The organism is Achromobacter sp. 1014246743 (assembly GCF_059760725.1).
In genome coordinates this window covers 17,658-35,431 of sequence record NZ_JCBANA010000007.1, presented here as the reverse complement: position 1 = coordinate 35,431, position 17,774 = coordinate 17,658, and the positions used below count along the sequence as shown (strand labels likewise).

Annotated in this window: 18 protein-coding genes and 1 pseudogene; 8 read left to right on the top strand and 11 right to left on the bottom strand. The window is 65.1% G+C overall.

The window, feature by feature from the left end:
* Window positions 1–334: 334 nt before the first annotated feature.
* The 3 genes from AC6LJ2_RS04860 to AC6LJ2_RS04850 all read left to right on the top strand — a co-directional run bounded on the left by AC6LJ2_RS04860 (window position 335) and on the right by AC6LJ2_RS04850 (window position 2,050).
* Window positions 335–733: a hypothetical protein gene (locus tag AC6LJ2_RS04860; RefSeq protein WP_498150914.1), complete on the top strand. Its 399-nt coding sequence runs from the start codon at window positions 335–337 to the stop codon at window positions 731–733.
* A 290-nt stretch (window positions 734–1,023) separates the two neighbouring features.
* Window positions 1,024–1,704 carry an RraA family protein gene (locus AC6LJ2_RS04855; RefSeq protein ID WP_498150913.1) on the top strand — a complete coding sequence of 227 codons (681 nt, stop codon included), beginning with the start codon at window positions 1,024–1,026 and terminating at the stop codon, window positions 1,702–1,704.
* A 73-nt stretch (window positions 1,705–1,777) separates the two neighbouring features.
* Window positions 1,778–2,050: a hypothetical protein gene (locus AC6LJ2_RS04850; RefSeq protein ID WP_498150964.1), complete on the top strand. Its 273-nt coding sequence runs from the start codon at window positions 1,778–1,780 to the stop codon at window positions 2,048–2,050.
* Between the two features lie 118 nt (window positions 2,051–2,168).
* On the opposite strand, the pseudogene AC6LJ2_RS04845 reads toward AC6LJ2_RS04850, so the two are convergent.
* The 3 genes and pseudogenes from AC6LJ2_RS04845 to AC6LJ2_RS04835 all read right to left on the bottom strand — a co-directional run.
* Window positions 2,169–2,414, bottom strand: a pseudogene (locus AC6LJ2_RS04845) (type II toxin-antitoxin system HipA family toxin); the annotation flags it as partial.
* Window positions 2,414–2,740: a helix-turn-helix transcriptional regulator gene (locus AC6LJ2_RS04840; protein WP_263909404.1), complete on the bottom strand. Its 327-nt coding sequence runs from the start codon at window positions 2,738–2,740 to the stop codon at window positions 2,414–2,416. The gene AC6LJ2_RS04840 and the pseudogene AC6LJ2_RS04845, both read right to left, overlap by 1 nt.
* A gap of 197 nt (window positions 2,741–2,937) precedes the next feature.
* Window positions 2,938–3,714: a Crp/Fnr family transcriptional regulator gene (locus AC6LJ2_RS04835; protein ID WP_498150912.1), complete on the bottom strand. Its 777-nt coding sequence runs from the start codon at window positions 3,712–3,714 to the stop codon at window positions 2,938–2,940.
* A 216-nt stretch (window positions 3,715–3,930) separates the two neighbouring features.
* Between AC6LJ2_RS04835 and AC6LJ2_RS04830 the strand changes: the two genes are divergently transcribed.
* The 4 genes from AC6LJ2_RS04830 (at window position 3,931) to AC6LJ2_RS04815 (ending at window position 8,679) form a co-directional block, all read left to right on the top strand.
* A complete protein-coding gene (locus AC6LJ2_RS04830; RefSeq protein WP_445657590.1) occupies window positions 3,931–5,154 on the top strand; it encodes an ABC transporter substrate-binding protein in 1,224 nt (407 codons plus the stop codon).
* Between the two features lie 36 nt (window positions 5,155–5,190).
* Complete coding sequence (locus AC6LJ2_RS04825; RefSeq protein ID WP_498150911.1) at window positions 5,191–6,105, top strand: beta-keto acid cleavage family enzyme; 915 nt, start codon at window positions 5,191–5,193, stop codon at window positions 6,103–6,105.
* 76 nt (window positions 6,106–6,181) lie between these two features.
* On the top strand, window positions 6,182–6,958 hold the full coding sequence (locus tag AC6LJ2_RS04820) for an SDR family oxidoreductase (RefSeq protein WP_498150910.1): 777 nt from the start codon (window positions 6,182–6,184) through the stop codon (window positions 6,956–6,958).
* 170 nt (window positions 6,959–7,128) lie between these two features.
* Entirely contained in the window at window positions 7,129–8,679 is a 1,551-nt protein-coding gene (locus tag AC6LJ2_RS04815; protein WP_445657587.1) for a Fic family protein, read from the top strand.
* Here AC6LJ2_RS04815 and AC6LJ2_RS04810 read toward each other — a convergent pair.
* From AC6LJ2_RS04810 to AC6LJ2_RS04790, 5 genes are all read right to left on the bottom strand, one after another.
* Window positions 8,646–9,692 (bottom strand): fumarylacetoacetate hydrolase family protein, encoded by a 1,047-nt coding sequence (locus tag AC6LJ2_RS04810; protein ID WP_498150909.1) that lies wholly within the window; start codon window positions 9,690–9,692, stop codon window positions 8,646–8,648. The two genes, AC6LJ2_RS04815 and AC6LJ2_RS04810, sit on opposite strands and share 34 nt — an antisense overlap.
* Window positions 9,689–10,228 carry a VOC family protein gene (locus AC6LJ2_RS04805; protein WP_263909416.1) on the bottom strand — a complete coding sequence of 180 codons (540 nt, stop codon included), beginning with the start codon at window positions 10,226–10,228 and terminating at the stop codon, window positions 9,689–9,691. Before AC6LJ2_RS04805 ends, AC6LJ2_RS04810 begins: the two co-directional genes overlap by 4 nt.
* Before the next feature lie 8 nt (window positions 10,229–10,236).
* Window positions 10,237–11,220, bottom strand: a complete 984-nt coding sequence (locus AC6LJ2_RS04800) for a Bug family tripartite tricarboxylate transporter substrate binding protein (RefSeq protein WP_498150908.1) — start codon at window positions 11,218–11,220, stop codon at window positions 10,237–10,239.
* A gap of 100 nt (window positions 11,221–11,320) precedes the next feature.
* Window positions 11,321–11,524 carry a hypothetical protein gene (locus tag AC6LJ2_RS04795; RefSeq protein WP_263909420.1) on the bottom strand — a complete coding sequence of 68 codons (204 nt, stop codon included), beginning with the start codon at window positions 11,522–11,524 and terminating at the stop codon, window positions 11,321–11,323.
* On the bottom strand, window positions 11,521–13,227 hold the full coding sequence (locus AC6LJ2_RS04790) for an FAD-dependent monooxygenase (RefSeq protein WP_498150907.1): 1,707 nt from the start codon (window positions 13,225–13,227) through the stop codon (window positions 11,521–11,523). Before AC6LJ2_RS04790 ends, AC6LJ2_RS04795 begins: the two co-directional genes overlap by 4 nt.
* Before the next feature lie 95 nt (window positions 13,228–13,322).
* Here AC6LJ2_RS04790 and AC6LJ2_RS04785 point away from each other — a divergent pair, with 95 nt between their 5' ends.
* Complete coding sequence (locus tag AC6LJ2_RS04785; protein WP_498150906.1) at window positions 13,323–14,150, top strand: LuxR C-terminal-related transcriptional regulator; 828 nt, start codon at window positions 13,323–13,325, stop codon at window positions 14,148–14,150.
* Window positions 14,151–14,255: 105 nt separating this feature from the next.
* Here AC6LJ2_RS04785 and AC6LJ2_RS04780 read toward each other — a convergent pair whose 3' ends face one another.
* The 3 genes from AC6LJ2_RS04780 to AC6LJ2_RS04770 all read right to left on the bottom strand — a co-directional run bounded on the left by AC6LJ2_RS04780 (window position 14,256) and on the right by AC6LJ2_RS04770 (window position 17,682).
* Window positions 14,256–15,614, bottom strand: coding sequence for an MFS transporter (locus AC6LJ2_RS04780; RefSeq protein ID WP_263909426.1), 1,359 nt, complete (start codon window positions 15,612–15,614; stop codon window positions 14,256–14,258).
* Between the two features lie 62 nt (window positions 15,615–15,676).
* On the bottom strand, window positions 15,677–16,699 hold the full coding sequence (locus AC6LJ2_RS04775; protein ID WP_498150905.1) for a fumarylacetoacetate hydrolase family protein: 1,023 nt from the start codon (window positions 16,697–16,699) through the stop codon (window positions 15,677–15,679).
* Window positions 16,700–16,722: 23 nt separating this feature from the next.
* The gene (locus tag AC6LJ2_RS04770) at window positions 16,723–17,682 is read right to left on the bottom strand and encodes an MBL fold metallo-hydrolase (RefSeq protein ID WP_498150904.1); all 960 of its coding nucleotides are present in this window, start codon (window positions 17,680–17,682) and stop codon (window positions 16,723–16,725) included.
* Between the last annotated feature and the right edge of the window lie 92 nt (window positions 17,683–17,774).

Genomic DNA, 17,774 nt, shown 5'->3' with positions numbered 1-17,774 from the left:
AGGGGTCGGATTGCGTTGATCCGCTCCCACTTTGCCCTTCATCTTCTTCATGGTCCTTGTGCAGGACCACGATCGCTAGATCGTCTTGGCAATCTCCTGATGACGTTCCCTGTGCGCTGCGCTGCCTGCGCGCCGCTCGTTTCTGCCTCATCGGTCCGTTTTCAGAATCTTCCAATTCCCCCTGGGGAGGGTGAGGCCTAGCATGGCCGGTTGAGCCGTGGACGACGGGCGGGTCGCCTGTTGGTTGCTGGTGTAGCGCCTGCGACCGCATGGGTCGGCCCGTCATTTCTCATGCCCCCGCAACTTCACGCCGGGCAACTTTGGAGCAAGATGGATGCGCAATGTCTGGATGATCGGGTCGAACCTTGCGATCGTTGTCGCAATTTGCGCGCTGGTGTACTACGGGTTCCCGGAGCGCCCGGCCACGCCGGCGGTTGCCGCGTCTGGCCTGCCGCAACGGCAAGTGGCCGATGGGCATGGGCTGGTGGCGCTGGCCGACAGTCCTTTGCTGACCGCTGACAAGGGCCAACTTGACCGATGGGTGCCGTCCTATCCGATTCGATGTGGCGAAATACTCTTCGAGAAGTCAGATTCCAAGGCACGGCATTTCAAGTTTTGTGCTGATGAAATCAGACGGCGAGTATCGCGGGCCACTGAGCACAAACTGGGCCGAGAAGAGGTGCTTGACCCGCGGGTCAGAGCGCACTGGCGCGAAGTGATGGGAGGCCAGTAGCTGGTCCATCTGTCCGCAGTCCAGCCACCGCACCAGTCGTTCGCGGGGCTGTCCGGACATTCCCTCCATGACGCTTTCTGATCGGCGCGGATCGTCCAAGGCTTTCCCGCCAACTCGTTTTAGAAATCATCCAATTTCTGCCTGGCCGCGCGCCGCTTGGCGCGGGAAGTCCAGCCGATGCCGGCTTCGGGGTTATCACGCAGGGTGATCCCGCGTCGGCATGCGAGGCGGAAGACTCCCTGCGCAACGACGTACGGCCGTGCATGCCATAGCCACCCAAGGAGACAATGATGAGCAAGCCGGACAGAGACACCGAACAGCAACAAGCCGCCTACCTGGACCGCCTGGACAAATGCTATTCAGGCATTCTTCACGATGTGATGCGGGCGGAAGGGCTGCGCAATTTCACGCTGCCTTCGACACTGCGTCCGTTGATCCCTGGTCAAAAGCTGGCTGGCCCGGCCTTTACCGTTGCGGGGCGTGTCGATCGCACAGCCGATGGGCATGACACCTTGCTGGGCTGGACGGGCCTGCTGTCCAAGGCGAGGCCGGGACACGTGGTGGTGATACAGCCCAATGATTCGACGGTTGCGCACATGGGCGAACTGTCTGCCGAAACGCTCAAGTACAAGGGTGTGCGTGGCGTGATCGCTGATGGCGGCGTGCGTGATTCCCAATCCATCCTGGATATTGGTTTTCAGGTATGGCACCGCTATTACACGCCCCGCGACGTCGTGGGCTATTGGCTGCCCTATGCCTTCGACGTGCCGGTCACCATCGGCGAGGTCAAGATTCTTCCGGGTGATTACCTGTTTGGCGACCGTGACGGCGTGGTGCGCATTCCGCGAGTACATCTTGATCGGGTACTGCTGCTGGCGGAAGAGGCGATGGGCAAGGAGAACCTGGTTCGCAAGGCGATCCTTGGCGGGATGGATCCGCAGGAAGCGTATTTGATGCACCGGAAATTTTGACAGCGGGCGCTATTGCTTGCATGTCCTATCGCGACCTGCTTGGCTACGTGGTCGAGTTCGGGGGGGCGATGTCTTGGACGCGCTATCGCTGGCCATTCCTATTTTTTCGTTTGTTGCCATGACGGCCATGCTGCATGCCTGCTGGCATTCGCCGTTTGGGTTCGCAATGGGCACTAGTCGGATGGAGGAATCAATGGGTGGCGTAGTCCTGCATTTGGTCGGAATAGTGATTGGGGCAGTCGTGTTCGTCGCGGGCATCTACGTCTATTTGATTCCGCAAGTCTTTCCAGCCACATCTCTGTTCCTGACTGTCGGCGTCTGTGCCGCCGCAATCCTTGGCGGCTGAAGTCATCGACGGCAAGCAGATAGTCCAACTCGGTGAGAGCCGGTAGCTTCGGATCCGCTCGGCGGCGTTTGGCATGATCGCGCGCGATAACGCGGCGACCCCAGGCGTCGGGGACGGTATCCGCTAGCGCACCATGAAAGACGGAGTCATGAGGCGAGGCCGCCTTATGGGGTTGGTGGTCATGCACTAACTGCAGGTCCGCTGATACGTTGAACCGTGCAGGGCTGGCCAGCCAGGTTTCGTCGTAGGCAAAGGCACAATTCTCACGCCGGCCTTGCTGGACGTATACGAGCGAGCCTAGCGGCAGGCCAGCTGTGCCGATACAGAGTTGGACGTGTCGACGGATCGGTGCAATGGTCGCCATCACAATGCTCCCGACGAGCCGCCGGACTTGCTACGCACGCGCTTGGGCAGGTGCTCGTCCATCAGTGTGAGTCCAATCTCGTCGTTCGGTGTGTCCAGCAGGTGCTCAAGCGCGTGGATTTCGCCGAAGACATGTAGGGCGCGGGCGTAGAAGTGGATAGGTACGCGGGCGTCACCCTTCTCCATGCGGCGCACCGTTGATAGGGATGCGCCCATGCGTTCGGCTAGCGAAGCCTGGGATATGTGGCGCCGCCTGCGGGCCAGCGAAATGTCGTTGCCGAGTTTCTGGATGGCGCGTTCGACCGGCAATGGGAGGGGGGATTCCATTTAAAAGCTCCATAGGGGCGTTTAACGGCATTTAAAGGTTCCCTGGAGAGTGATTATATGGGTGGGCGGTTGCTAATGTGAAATATTTTTACCGCCCTATGCCGCCGGAGATTCGACCTAACGGCGTTAGTCCGGTCGACAAGGCCCTAGGCGACAGAGGCACGCAAGCCCTGAAGCGAGTCCTAGTTCGAAGCGCCTCAACCCGCAGCGGGCTTTCGACTGATTTTCGCTACGCGATATAGCGCGTCGGTATCCAGCACCGTCAACCCGCCATAGTGGGTCCGCAGCACCCCCTCGCGTGCCAGCATAGTCAACGTGGCGTTGCAGCGTTGCCGTGACACTCCGCACAAGGCCGCGATCTCTTCCTGCGATATCTTCAATCGCCCATCGAACCCCGAATGCTGTTCCGCATCGCATTGCGCAGCCACCGCGCGGGCCACCGTCGTATCCACGTCCAGCAGCACGTTGCCCGTATAGCAGGCCATCAGCCAATTCACGCGCTGCGCCAGGTGCATCATCAGCACCTTGGTGAATTCGATGTTGTTGTTCCACAGGCGTTCGCAGGTGTCGCGCGGCAGGATGACGATCTGGCTGGGGCGCAGGGCGACGACTTCGTATTCGAATTGCTCGCGGCGGATCATGGTGGCTTCACCGAACCAGCTGCCTGTGCTGAAGCCGGCCAGCGACAGGGACCGGCCGTCGGGGCCGCGGGACGACCACTTCACCAGGCCGGCCACCACGCCATACCAGCCGGGCGAGCGCGAACCCGAGCGGAACAGGTATTCGCCGGCGGCCAGCGACACGGTGCGCAGTTCGGACCGGACCACGCTGCGTTCCAGCGCGGGCAGGCTCTTGTACCAGGGCACCACGTCCAGCATGCGATCGACGGGGCAGGTCGCGGGGCGGCGCCTGGCGGCGGGCGACTCGTTGGCATTGGCATGCGCGTTGGCGCTGCCGGCGGGCGATCCACGCATATCCATTCCTTTTTGCAGTGCGATATCGCTCAGGTAAACCCTAGGGCGCTCTGTCACCGTGATGACTGTTCGCATCCCGGGCGGGACGCAGAATAGGCCAGGGCCTGTCAACACGCAAAGTCGCCTGCGCACGCAATGAACGCGTATCAACGCGCGAGGCGCAGTCGTGACAGGCTCTTGGCCCCAAGAGCCCAAAAACCATAAGAGGAGATAACGATGTTGTCAATGCAACAGGCGGTCTGCCGTGCTGCCGTCGCCTGCGGGGCCGTGGTCTCGCTGCTGAATGCCCCGGTCGCGCAGGCCCAGTATTCCGACGATGTGATCCGGATCGGCTTCATTACGGACCTGTCGGGCGTGTATTCCGGGCCGGACGGTCCGGGCGGGGTGGAAGCCATCAAGATGGCCATCCAGGAGATGGGCGGCGAGATCCACGGCAAGAAGATCGAGCTGCTGGTGGCAGACCACCAGAACAAGGCGGACGTGGCGTCGGCCAAGGCGCGCGAGTGGTTTGACCAGAAGGGCCTGGACATGCTGATCGGCGGCACCAATTCCAGTACGGCCCTGGCGATGTCGAAGGTGGCGGCCGACAAGAAGAAGCCGATCATCGTGGTGGGGGCAGGCGCCCCGGCGCTGACGAACGAACAATGCACGCCCTATACGCTGAACTACGCCTACGACACGGTTGCGCTGGCGCGCGGCACGGGGGCGGCGGTGGTGAAGGCGGGCGGCAAGAAGTGGTATTTCCTGACGGCCGACTACGCCTTTGGGCATGCGCTGCAGGCGGATACGACGAAAGTGGTGGAAGCGGGCGGCGGCACGGTGGTGGGGTCGGTGAAGCACCCGCTGTCGTCGGCGGATTTCTCGTCGTTCCTGTTGCAGGCGCAAAGCAGCAAGGCCGAGATCCTGGCGCTGGCGAACGCCGGGGCCGACGCCACCAACGCGATCAAGGCGGCGAATGAGTTCGGCCTCACCAAGACGATGCGCCTGGCCGGGCTGATCATGTTCATCAACGACATTCATGCGATGGGCCTGCAGGCCACGCAGGGCATGTACCTGACCGACAGCTGGTACTGGAACGCGTCGGAAGAGACTCGCGCGTGGAGCCAGAAGTTCTTCCAGGCCCGCAAGGCGATGCCGTCGTCGTTGCAGGCGGCCGATTACTCGGCGGCGCTGCAATACCTGCGTGCGGTCAAGGCCACGGGCACGGATGACGCGGACCGCGTGCTGGCCTATCTGCGTGAGACCAAGCTGAACGACCTGTACATCAAGGACGGCGTGGTGCGCCCCGACGGCCGGGTGGTGCACGACATGTACCTGCTGCAAGTGAAGACGCCGGAGCAGTCCAAGGAACCGTGGGACTACTTCGACGTGGTGCAGACCATCGACGGCAACGAGGCCTTTACCAAGAAGGCCGAGACGCGCTGCGCACTGTGGAAGTGAGCGGCGCCGGCCAATCCAGCTTGAAAGAGAAACTTCATGGCGAAACGCAAAGTGATCGTGACCATTGCCCCGACGGGGGGCATGGCCTTCAAGACCCAGAATCCACATCTGCCGACCCAGCCGGCCGAGATTGCCGATGACGTCTACCGTTGCTACAACGCGGGCGCGAGCGTGGTGGCGCTGCATGCGCGCCGCCCGGACGACCAGGCGACGTGCGACGCGGGCATCTACCTGGACATGAACCAGCGCATTCGCGACCGCTGCGATATCGTGCTGAACAATTCGACGGGCGGCGGCGTGCATGGGGACATGGTGCGGGAAAGCTATCCGGGCATGTGGGAAATCGTGTGGGAAGAGCGGCTCAAGGGCATGGATGCCGGCGCCGAGATGTGCACGCTGGATGCGACGACGCTGAATCTGGCGTTCGGCGACCACGAATACCTGATGAACACGCCGCTGACCAAGGCCCGCGAGCTGGCGGCGGGCATGAAGGCGCGTGGCATCAAGCCCGAATGGGAGGTCTTCAGCCCGACGCACATCCTGCAGGACACGACCACGCTGATCAACGAAGGGCTGGACGACGGGCCGCCCTTCGTGAACCTGGTGATGAACGTGCACCGCAATTTCCAGAACGCGATGCCGTTCTCGCCACGCTATTTGCAGATGATGGTCGACATGCTGCCCAAGGACAGTGTGTTCTGCGTGAGCGGCATCGGGCCGTCGCAGCTGGAAGCCAATATCAGTGCGTTGCTGCTGGGCGGGCATGCGCGCGTGGGGCTGGAAGACAATCTGTATTACCGCCATGGCGAGCTGGCCACCAATGTGCAGCTGGTGGAACGCATCGTGCGCATCATTCGCGAGATGGACATGGAACCGGCTACGCCGGCCGAAGCGCGCGAGATCATGGGCTTGCCGCGCCGCGGTGGCGTGCGGCCCCGGTTCGCCTGCTGACGCAGCGGGCGTTATTGAAGGCAGGCGGCGCGATCGATGATCGCGCCGGTTTTTATTCTTTTACCGGCAGAACAACATGAGTGAATCCTTGAAGGGCAAGCGGGTCCTGGTGACGGCGGGGGCGCAGGGCATCGGCCTGGCGATCGCGAAGAAATTCCTGGCGGCGGGCGCAGACGTGCATATCTGCGACGTGGACGAGGCGGCCGTGAAGACGGCGGCCGCGCTGTCGCCGAGCCTGAGCGCCGGCGTGACGGACGTGTCGCGCGAAGCCGAGGTGCTGGCCATGTTCGCGGACCTGGCCCGGCGCTGGGGCCGGCTGGATGCGCTGGTGAACAACGCGGGCGTGGCTGGCCCGACCTGCCGCCTGGAAGAGATTGGGCTGGATGCCTGGCAGAAGACGCTGGATGTGAACCTGACCGGCACGTTCCTGTGCGCCCGCAGCGCGGTGCCGTTGCTGCGGGAAGCGGGCGGCGGCGCCATCGTCAATATCTCGTCGGTGGCGGGGCGACTGGGATTCTCGCTGCGCACGCCCTACAGCGCCACCAAGTTCGGCCTGGCGGGGCTGACGCAGACCTGGGCCATGGAACTGGGGCCAGACAATATCCGCGTCAATTCCGTGCTGCCGGGCGTGGTGGCGGGCGAGCGGGTCGAACGCATCATCGCCGCCCGCGCCGAGGCGGGCGGCGTCAGCCATGAAGAAATGCGCATGCGGCTGGTGGACAAGGTGTCCCTGCGCCGCATGACGCAGCCCGAGGACGTGGCCAATCAAGTGGCGTTTCTGTGCTCGGACGAGGGGGCGATGGTCAGCGGGCAGAGCATTTCGGTGTGCGGGAACGTGGAGTATCTGGGGTGACCTGACGACCGAAATAGATCAGCGTATTAGCGTTTTCGTCTAAAAATATGATTTTGGTATCAAAAAAATGTTACCAATAATGTTATTGGCGAAGCTGCTGCGGGGTAAAGTTTTCGGTTAGGATTGGCGAATCATTAGCATTTTCGCGTGCTAAGTAGAGGATTTTTGCCATGCTGGTCGGATTCAAGGCTCTCGCTGAACGCTATGGCATTACGCCGGTGCAACCGCTACGTATCGAATCCGTGATCGGTACCGTACGGGCAAGCTTGCAGGCCGAAGGTTTGCTGGAAAACAAATACCCGCCCAGCTACCTGCCCAATGATGACTTCGCTGGCCATTTTGAATTTGGACTGAAGTACGAAGAGATTCATCTTGAGTTCTTTGCTCGCTTGTTTGCAGCCGTGGGCCCAGAGCCGGTCGAAGCTTGGTGCAGAAATGCACCCTTCGGTCAGTACGCGCGTCGAGCGGGCTTCCTGTTTGAGTGGCTTACTGGGCAGCGTCTTGATGTTCCTGACGTAGCCAATGGGGCGTACGTCAATGCGATTTCACCAACGGCATATCTCGCTCGCACAACACCGCTTCGTTCCCGACGGTGGCGCGTCAACGACAATCTTCCCGGCACCACGGCGTTTTGCCCTTTGGTTCGACGCACGGAAGCTATCCAACAGGCACTACGGTTTGATTTGAAGGCGGCGTTACGCGAATTGGACCGAGTTTTTGGTCCCGACATCCTGATGCGAACGGCCACTTGGTTGACGTTGAAGGAGTCGCGTGCAAGCTTCTTGATTGAAAAAGAAGCCGATCAAGCTGATCGCATTCAGCGTTTTGCGCACGTGATCGAACAGTATTGCGGTCATATCGACGATGCCTTGGCCGTCCAAAGCCTGCAGACCCTGCAAGCCGGGATTCTGGGAAAGGATGCTCCTGGGTTGGGCGTCAGGCGTTCTCCTGTCTTCGTAGGCCAGGCGACATTGCGTGAAGATATCGTGCACTACATCGCGCCACCTTTCGAGGATTTGGCCTTGATGCTGGCCGGTCTTAAGGTGTTTGAAGTTGCTACGCGAGGAGCCGAATCGCTGGCACGCGCGGCAGCGCTGGCGTTCGGATTCGTCTACATCCATCCCATGCGTGATGGTAACGGGCGGATTCATCGCTTCTTGATCAATGACACGCTCGCGCGAGATCAGGCGATTCCCGACGGCGTGATACTTCCAATTTCAGCGACCATAACGGGCTCGCTGGCTTTCCGTACGGGCTACGAAAAAGCCCTTGAGGCGTTTTCGCGTCCGTTCATGCGGCATTACGCGGCCGCCTATCGATTTGGCAAGTTCATCACTTACGAGGACGGCACGCGTAGCAATTTTGTGTTCGATGAGTACGCCGACGCGCGCTACGCCTGGCGGTTTCCAGACCTGACTGAGCAGGTGTTGTACACCGCAGGCGTTGTCGCCAGGACGATTCGGGTCGACATGGCTGACGAGGCCAGAATCTTGGTGGAATTTCAGCTTGCCCAAGCGCGCTTGAAGGAGGTCGTGGAAATGGCCGACCTAGACGCAAGTCGCATTATCCGATCCATTAAAGAGAATGGCTGGATCGTCTCGGGCAAGCTCAAACAACAGTATCCCCAACTGGCTTCGGCGCGTGTAGCGGCGAGCGTTGTGCAGGCGGTGCGATCGGCATTTGATGATCAAGAGGATGTGTCTACGGGGAAGTCGGCCTGACACTGCGCCGTCACTTCCACTGCCTGATCGATCGCCCCGAACGGCATGGCGCCATCCGGCCCGCGCGCAAAGATCCGCACCCGGTCGCCGTGGCGCAGGTAGGGCGGCAGCTGGTCTTCGCGGGCGCCATCGAGCTGCGCGCGCACCCGGGCCTCGGTAATGCAGGCGCTGCCCGAGGCCGGGTCGGCGTTGCTGATGGTGCCGGCGCCGACGATGCTGCCTGCGACCAGGCCGCGCGTGCGGGCCAGGTGCGCAATGATCTGGGCGAAGTTGAAGACGACTTCGCTGCTGGCGTTGGGTTCGCCGAAGCGGGCGCCGTTGACCTCGATGCGCACGGGCAGGTCCAGCATATTGTCGTGCCAGGCACTGCCCAATGCGGCGGGCGTGACGGCAATGGGAGCGAAGCTGGTAGCGGGCTTGCTTTGGTAGAAGCCAAAGCCCTTGGCCAGTTCGGACGGGATCAGCCCGCGCAGCGAAACGTCGTTCAGCAACACCACCAGCGCGATCAGGTCGGCCGCCTGCGCGGCGGTCGTGCCCAGGGGGACGTCACGGGTGATGACGGCGATTTCGGCTTCCAGGTCGATCAGGTGGCTTTCGTCGGTGGCGATGATGGGGTCTTGCGGGCCCAGCAGGATGTCGGACCCGCCCTGGTAGACCAGGGGTTCGTCTTCGTAGCGGGGGGGAATGGGTTCCTGGCGCCATTGGTAGATCAGGCGCGCATGGTTGCGGTAGACGGATGCGTCGGCCCATTGGTAGGCACGGGGCAGGGGCGCCATGCATTGGGCCGGGTCGAAGGCGCTGGCGGCGGCCCAGGCGCTGGCGTCCAGCCCGGCGCGGCGGTGGTCGAGTTCGGGCGCCAGCGTGCTCCAGCCGTCCAGCAAGGCTTGCAGCGTCGGGGCGTTGGGGCCTGCGGCCATCCAGCGGTCGCCTGCCGGGCTGACGAGTATCAGTTCGCCGTCACGCGTGCCGGTCTTGCGAGTGGCCAGGCGCAGTTGCAGGGCGGGGTGGGTCATGGGCGGTCCTGTTGGGCGGGGGCGGGCTGTTGTCGGGTGGTCCAGCGGTCGAGCAGGCTGTGTGCGTCGCGGGCGAACCCGTCGACGACGGACGGGGCGGCGACTTCGACGGTGAGTTCCAGCCGCAAGCCGTTGGGATCGAAGAAGTAGATCGATTCGATGAAGCCGTCGTGGTCGGTGACGCCGACCACGTCGACGCCGTGGGCCTGCAGCCGAGCCTTCATGGCGTGCAGGTCGTCGCGGCTGGCCAGGGCGAGGGCGATGTGGTTGACCCAGGCGGGGGTGTTGGCGGACGGCAGGGCCGCGGTGTCGTCGCCCAGGTCGAAGAAGGCGATGCAGCCGCCGTTGCGCATGCGAAAGAAGATATGCACGTAGGGGCAGTATTCGCCGGTGCTGGGTACGTGGTCGTTCTTGATGACGTGCACCAGCGGCAGGCCCAGCAGGTCTTCGTAGAAGCGGCGGGTTTCTTCGGCGTTGCGGCAACGCCAGGCAAAATGGTGCAGGCCCTGGACGGGGCGGGCGGTGGGTGTGTTCATGGCGGTCCTCAATCGAGTGAGATGTTGTTGGCGCGGATGACCTGGCCCCAGCGGGCGGACTCCGACCGGGCCAGCCGCTTGAAGGCGTCGGGCGTGCCGGGCAGCGGTTCAAAGCCGAACTCGGTGAAGCGGTTCAGCACGGCGGGGTCGGCCAGGGCCTGGTTCAGCGCCTGGTTCAGCGTGGCGACGATGGGGGCGGGCAGGCCCGCCGGTCCCAGCAAGCCCTGGAAGGCAAAGACCTCGACGTCGGCCACGCCCACTTCGGCCAGGGTGGGCACGTCGGGCAGCAGCGGTGAACGCGCGGCCGAGCCGATGGCCAGCGGGCGCACTTTGCCGGATTTGATGATCTGCAGCCCGGACGCCAGGTCCAGGAACATGACGGGCACCTGGCCGCCCATGACGTCCTGCATGGCGGGGGCGGCGCCGCGGTAGGGGACGTGGGTCAGGGTGGTGCCGGTCTTGCTCTGGAACAGGGCCATGGCCAGGTGATGCGGCGAGCCGTTGCCGACCGAGGCGTAGTCGACCTGGCCGGGCCGGGCGCGCACGTAGGCCAGGAACTGGGCGAAGTCGGTCACGGGAAAGGCGGGGCTGGCGACCAGCACCAGGGGGAATTTGCCGATGGCGCCGATATAGGTGAAATCGTCCGCCGGGCGATAGGGCAGCTTCTTGAAGAGGTGTTCGTTGAAGGCCAGCACGCCGTTGTCGGCCGACATCAGGGTGTAGCCATCGGGCTTGGCGTGGGCGACCTGCTCGGCGCCGATGTTGGTGGCGGCGCCCGGCCGGTTGTCGATGATGATGCGTTGGCCCAGGCCGGGGCGGATGCTCTCGGCCAAGGTGCGGGCCAGGGTGTCGGTGCCGCCGCCGGCGGGATAGGGCACGACCCATTTGATGAGCTGGTCGGGGTACGCAGGCTGCGCCTGCACGGGCGTGGCAGTGGCCCATTGTGCGGCGGCGAGCGCCAAGGCCGCGGCCATGAATGTTCTTCGGTTCAAGGTTGTCTCCGTTGGGGGGCGGGGCAGGCTTGGTGGCCTGTCTTGGGGGTCGGGGCTGAAAACGCCGACAAGCGTGCCGGTCGGGTAGGCGCAGGCGGCGTCAGCCTGCCGACAGTGACGGCAACGGCAGGTCTTGCAGCGCCTGCTCGATGGCGTGCAGGCAGCGCTGTTCGTCCTGCACCTGCTCGAACAGCAGCAGTGCCAGGCGGGCCAGGAACAGGGATTCGCGTTCGCGCCCGGCGCTGGCGATGGCGTGGCTGCAGCGGGCGTAGAGGCGGTCTTGGACGGCGGCGTCGTAGGTCATTGCGGGGCTCCTTGGGCGCCGCAGGCGCGAGCCAGGGCGGTCAGTACGTCAGGCAGGTCGGGGGATGGCCAATGGGCGCCGTGATGGCCATCGGGGCGTATCAGGAAGGCCATGTGGGCCAAGGTCTGTTCCGGCAAGCCAAAGCACCGCGCCAGGTTGGCATCCGGCGCCAGTGTCACCACGCGGCAGGGCAGCCAGGGCCAGTCGGGTGCATGCGTCTGCGCTTCAAGGGCGTCGGCCTGCGGCCAGGGGCCGAATGCGAAAAGGGTGAAGCCGCCAGCCGCCAGCCGTTCGGTCAGGTAGCGCCCGTCTGGCAGGCGGCCGTCGAGCAAAGGCGCGCCAGGGGCCGCGTTCGCTGCCGTGGCGGGCGGCGGGGGATCCGTGCGTTGCGACGCATCGGCCGTCGCACCCGACTCGAGCGTTACGGCATACGTGATGGCATGCGTCTGGCGCGGATTGATCAGCCGCGCGATGCCGGGGTGGCGCGCGGCCAGCGACAGGCAGGCCTCGCGCATCAGGTCAAAGCCCCGGTTGGGCGGCGACATGAATTCGGTGCTGCGCATGGCGTTTTCGGCGTTGACGTGAAAGGCGTGCAGGCGTTCGGCGCTGTAGCGGTCCAGCAGGGTGTCGCTGCCCTTGCCGTGCAGCACCGCGGCCAGCTTCCACACCAGGTTGTCGGCGTCGTCGAACCCGGAATTCAGCCCGCGCACGCCGAAGATGGGCATGGCGTGGGCAGCGTTGCCGGCAAACAGGATGCGGCCATGGCGGTAACGGTCCAGGGTCATGGCGCCCGCGCGGTAGAGGGACGACCAGACCGGCGTCCAGGGCAGGTGGCCTTCGCCGATGGCGTCCAGGTGCGTCTGCACGAAGCGTTGAATCTGCTCGGGCTGCATGGCCTGGGCGGCGTCCACGCTGCCCGCCAGCTGGAAGTCGATGCGCCAGATGTCATCGGGCTGGCGGTGCATGAGGATGGTGGTGCCGCGGGCCCAGGGCGGATCGAACCAGGCGCGGCGCTCGGTAGGGTGGCGGCTGGCCAGTTCGATGTCGACGATGGCGTAGCGGCCCTGATAAGCGGTGCCCGCCAGTTCCAGCCCCAGGCTGGACCGGATGAAGCTCTGCCCGCCGTCGCATGCCACCAGCCAGTCGGCCTGTGCCGCGTAGCGACCCAGCGCGTTGTCGATATGCATGGTGACGCCGTCGGCGGCGGGGGCGCAGGCGGTGATCTTGCTGGCCCAGCGGATGTCGACGCGGCCCGGATGCTGTCGGTTGACGGCATCGATGGCGTCCAGCAGGAACTGTTCGATGTAGTACTGCTGCAGGTTGATCATGGGCGGATAGCGATCGTCCGCGCGGGTGGGCATCTCAAATACCAGGACCTCGTCGGTGCCGTAGTAGCTGCGGCCACGTGTCCAGGGCAGCCCCTTGCCGAGGAAAGCGGAGGCCACGCCCAGCCGGTCCATGATCTCCAGGCTGCGGCGCGAGATGCAGGCGGCGCGGCTGCCTTCGCAGACCGAGTCGTCGGCCTCGATGACCACGCAGTCGATGCCTTGCCGGGCCAGGCCCAGCGCGACGGCCAGGCCGACGGGGCCGCCGCCGGCAATCATGACGCGATGACGGCGGGCGTCGGTGCCGTTTGCATCCCGCGGCGGCAGCGATGGCGCAAAGCGTGAATAGCGGAAGGGGCCGATTCGTTCGAGCGGCATGCGGATGTCCTGTTCTTATGGCGTTGTCTCTGGGTATATTCTGGCGACTTGGAATCCATAATTTGTCCTGATTAATTAGGACAGGAATACCCGTCATGAAATTGCTGCACGTGGTGCAGGACACGCCCGCTCCCGCGTTTGCGGTGGCGGCCGCCCTGATGGACGCGATTGGCGCCGACGATTTCGCCGCCCGGGTGCTGGGCGCGCTGGGCGGCATGTTTCCGGCCAGCCACTGCACGGTGTTCGCGCTGCGCAGCAGCGGGCGCGTGCAGGCCGTGTCCAGCGCCAGCGCGATTGGCGAGGTGGCCACCTTGACCGCCGTGCAATACATGCGGCTGGGGTTCGATCGCAAGGACTCCAATATGCTGTGGCTGTCGCGGCGCAAGCCGGGCAAGGCGACACAGCTGTGGATCGGGCTGCAGCAGGCCGAGGACGTGGCGGATGAACACTACCGCCGCGTCTGCTATGGCGATCCGGGCATCCGCGAGCGGCTGTCGTTGCTGGCGGTGTTCGCCGACGGCTATCGGGTGTCGGTCAGCCTGTACCGCAATCTGGCGTATCCGGAATTCCTGCCGCAAGACATCGAACGCCTGGCGTTGCACGCGCCGCTGATCGCCACCGCGGTCATGCGGCACGTGCTGGTCACTCGGCGCTCGCCGGCGGATCATGCCCCGCAGGCGCGCCTCATGGCGCAGTTGTCGGGCCGCGAGCGGCAGATCGTCACGCACGTGCTGGAAGGCCTGACGACCAAGGAAGCGGCGCGCGAGATGGGGGTGTCGGACACGACCGCGTTGACGTACCGCTACCGGGCCTTCCAGCACCTGGGCGTGCGCAACCATCGGGAACTGATGGCGCTGGTGGGGGCGGGCGTGCCCAGGCGGACGTCGGCGCGCGCTGACGCCCTCAAGCCCCGCAAAGCCTGATCTCGCGGTCTTCCGTGCACAGGGGCTGCCCGGGCGCGGCGCACGGGGGGGCGATCGCTTCACGTGGGGCGGCGCCTTCGCGTCGCGGTGCGGCGGCATGGGGCGTCAGTCGGCGTGCAGCGTCGTGCCGGGCCTGTCCTTGACCAGCGTCACGGCGATGAACGAGATGACGGCCATCGCGACGACGTACAGCCCCACCCGCCACGATTGCCCGGTGGCAGAGATGATCGCCTGCGCAATCATTGCGGCAAAGGCGCCGCCCAGGATGGACCCCAGCGCATAGCCGGCCGACACGCCGGAATAGCGCACGTCGGCGGGGAACATCTCGGCATACAGGGCGGCCTGCGGTCCGTAGGTCAGCCCCAGCGGCACCGCCAGCACCGCCAGCGCCAGCGTGAACAGCGCCGGGTTGCCCGATTCGATCAGCCACCACATCGGAATGGCCCACAGGGCCAGCAGCACATAGCCCACCTGGAACGTGCGGACGCGGCCGATGCGGTCGCCCAGCCACCCGCCCAGAAGGGTGGTGCCCAGCCAGCAGGCGGCGGCCAGCGTGCAGATCATCAGCACCTGCTGCGCCGGCATGTGCAGCGCGCGGCTGCCGTAGCTGATGAAGAACCCCACCAGCAGGTAGCCGGCCGTGCTGTTGCCCACGAAGATCAGGGTCGTCAGCGCGATCTGGCGCGGATGCCGGCGCAGCAGCGTGCCCAGCGGCGCCGACGAGTGGCTGCGCCGGGACCGCATCTTCAGGAACACGGGGGATTCCTCGACGGCGCGGCGGATGAACACGCCCACGATGATCAGCGCAATGGACAGCAGGAACGAGATGCGCCAGCCCCAGGCCATGAAGTTATCGGGTCCGACCAGCGCCGTGATGCACCACAGCGCGCCCGTGGCGACGATCATGCCCAGCGGTACGCCGATCTGCGGGAAGGCACCGAACAAAGACCGTCGGTCGACCGGAGCATGTTCCACGGCCATCAGCGCCGCGCCGCCCCATTCGCCGCCGGCCGAGAAGCCCTGCAGCACGCGCAGCCCGACCAGGATGACCGGCGCCCACAGTCCGATCTGGGCGTAGGTCGGCAACACGCCGATCAGCGCGGTGGAAACGCCCATGAGGATGAGCGTCGCGGCCAGCACGCGTTTGCGGCCATAGCGGTCGCCCAGGTGGCCACAGACAATGGCGCCCAGCGGCCGGAACAGAAAGGCCACGCCGACGGTCGCAAACGACAGGATCAGCGACAGCTCGGGATTCTCGCGGGCAAAGGGAGCGAAGAACAGGCTGCCCAGCACCAGGCCCGCGGCCTGGACGTAGATGAAGTAGTCGTACCACTCGATGGCCGAGCCGACCAGCGTGGCCGCCAGTACCTTGCGGTCTTCGAGGCTGACCCGGGGGACGGCCGCCCGGCGGTCGGCGAGGGACGCGGGCGCAACGGCGCCCTGTCCAGAAAGATCTGTCTGCATGCATGTCTCCTTGGGGGCGCGGTCTGGGCCGCTTGCTTTTGGGGGGCTGCCAGGGCGCGGGCTCAGGCGGTGACCGCTTGGTGCGCCGGGGCCTTGGGCAGCGGGCGGGTGCCGGGAATGCGGACCTGCTGGTCGATGTCGCCAAACAGGCTGTGGCCGGCGTCGTCCTGCATGGCGATGCGCACCTGGTCGCCGTGCTTGAGGAAGGGCGTGCGCATCTGGCCTTCGCGCAGTTGCTCGCGCACCCGCGCTTCGACCAGGCAGCACACGCCGACGGCATCGCTGGCGTTCGAGATGGTGCCGCTGCCCACGAGGGTGCCGGCGCCCAGGCGGCGGGTGCGTGCCGCATGTGCGATCAGCTCGCCGAAATGAAACTGCATTTCCTCGCCGGCCTGGGGCTGGCCGAGCAGCCGGCCGTTCAACCACACCTGCATCGGCCGATGCAGCTTGCCACCCCGCCAATGGGGGGCGAGTTCGTCGGGGGTGACCAGCACGGGCGACAGTGCCGACGCCGGCTTGCCTTGCAGAAAGCCAAAGCCCTTGCTCAATTCCGGCAGCACCACGTTGCGCAGCGTGACGTCGTTGACCAGGCCCAGCAGCACCACATGATTCAGCGCCGTGTCGGCGTCCACGCCCAGCGGCACGTCGTCGGTGACCACTACGATCTCGGCTTCAAGGTCGACCCCCAGGTCTTCGCTGGCGGCGGTGATCGGGTCGCAGGGGCCCATGAAGTCGTCAGAGGCGCCCTGGTACATCAGCGGGTCGGTGCGAAACGACGGCGGCATTTCGCCGCCGCGCGCGCGCCGCGTCAGGTCGACGTGGTTGAGGTAGGCGGATGCGTCCAGCCACTGGTAGGCGCGCGGCAGCGGCGCGGCGCATTGGGCGGCATCGAACGGCTGGCCGGCGCCGCCGGCTTGCAGGTCGTCGTATTCCGCTTGCAGGAGCGGCGCGCAGCGGGCCCAGTCGTCCAGGGCTTGCTGCAAGGTGGCGGCGATGTGGGGCACGGGGCGCTGGCGGGCGAGTGCGCGGTCGACGACGACCAGCTGGCCGTCGCGGGTGCTGTGGTTCAGGGTGGCAAGTTTCATGTTGGGGTTCCGTGGTGATGGCGTCAGGCGGTGAGCTCGGCCCACATTTCGCGGTCGCGCTGCGCCGTCCAGACGCGTGGCTCGGCGATGCCGCTGGCTTCGTCGAAGGCGCGCGAGATGTCAAAGGGAATGGCGTGTTCGTAGATGACGACGTGGCCGAATTCGGGGTCCATCACGCGGCGGGTGTCTTCGTAGACTTGCTTCAAGCCCTTGCCTTCGCTGACGCCCTGGCGGGCGCAGCCGTACAGCGTCTCTACCCAGCGCTTCGTGTAGCCGATGGCCTCGCGGCAGGCGCCGGGTTGCGTGAGCGCGGGGCCGCGCCCCGGCACCAGCTGGCGCGGCTGCAAGGCTTGCAGCGCATCCAGCGTGGCGGGCCAGTCGGCCAGGTAGGCGTCGCCGGTGTAGACGCCGGCATTGAATTCGACCAGGTCGCCGGAAAAACAGATGCCCTGCGACGGAATCCACACGATCGAATCGCCGCGGGTGTGGCCGGCGCCCAGATGCATCATGCGCACTTCCAGGTTGCCCAGGTTCACGGTCAGTTCACGCTCGAACACCACCGTGGGCCAGGTCAGCCCGGGGATGCCTTCGGCGGATTGGAACAACCGGGGAAAGCGGCCGATCTCGGAGTCCATGTCGGCCTGGCCGCGTTCGGCGATCAGTTCGTAGGTGCCGCGGCTGGCGAAGGTGTTGACGGCGCCTTCGGCGGCAAAGGCGGACGCGCCCAGCACGCGCACGGCGTGGTAGTGGGTCAGGGCGACGTGGCGGATGGGCTTGTCGGTGACGCCGCGAATCGCGCGGATCAGGGGTTGGGCCATGACCGGCGTGGCGGTCGCATCGACCACCATCACGCAGTCGTCGCCGATGATGACGCCGGAGTTGGGGTCGCCGTCGGCGAGGTAGGCGTAGGCGTTGTCGGAAAGGCGGACGAAAGACGTTTTCTTTTCGGCTACGTCGGCCTGGGAGGCAAAGGGCTTGGTCATCGTGTTCCTGTATCGGGTGGGAATGCGGGTTTCAGTGGGCCTGGCGAGCAGGTCGTCGTGGGCCGAGGGATCGGGGCGGGATGCGGCGTCTT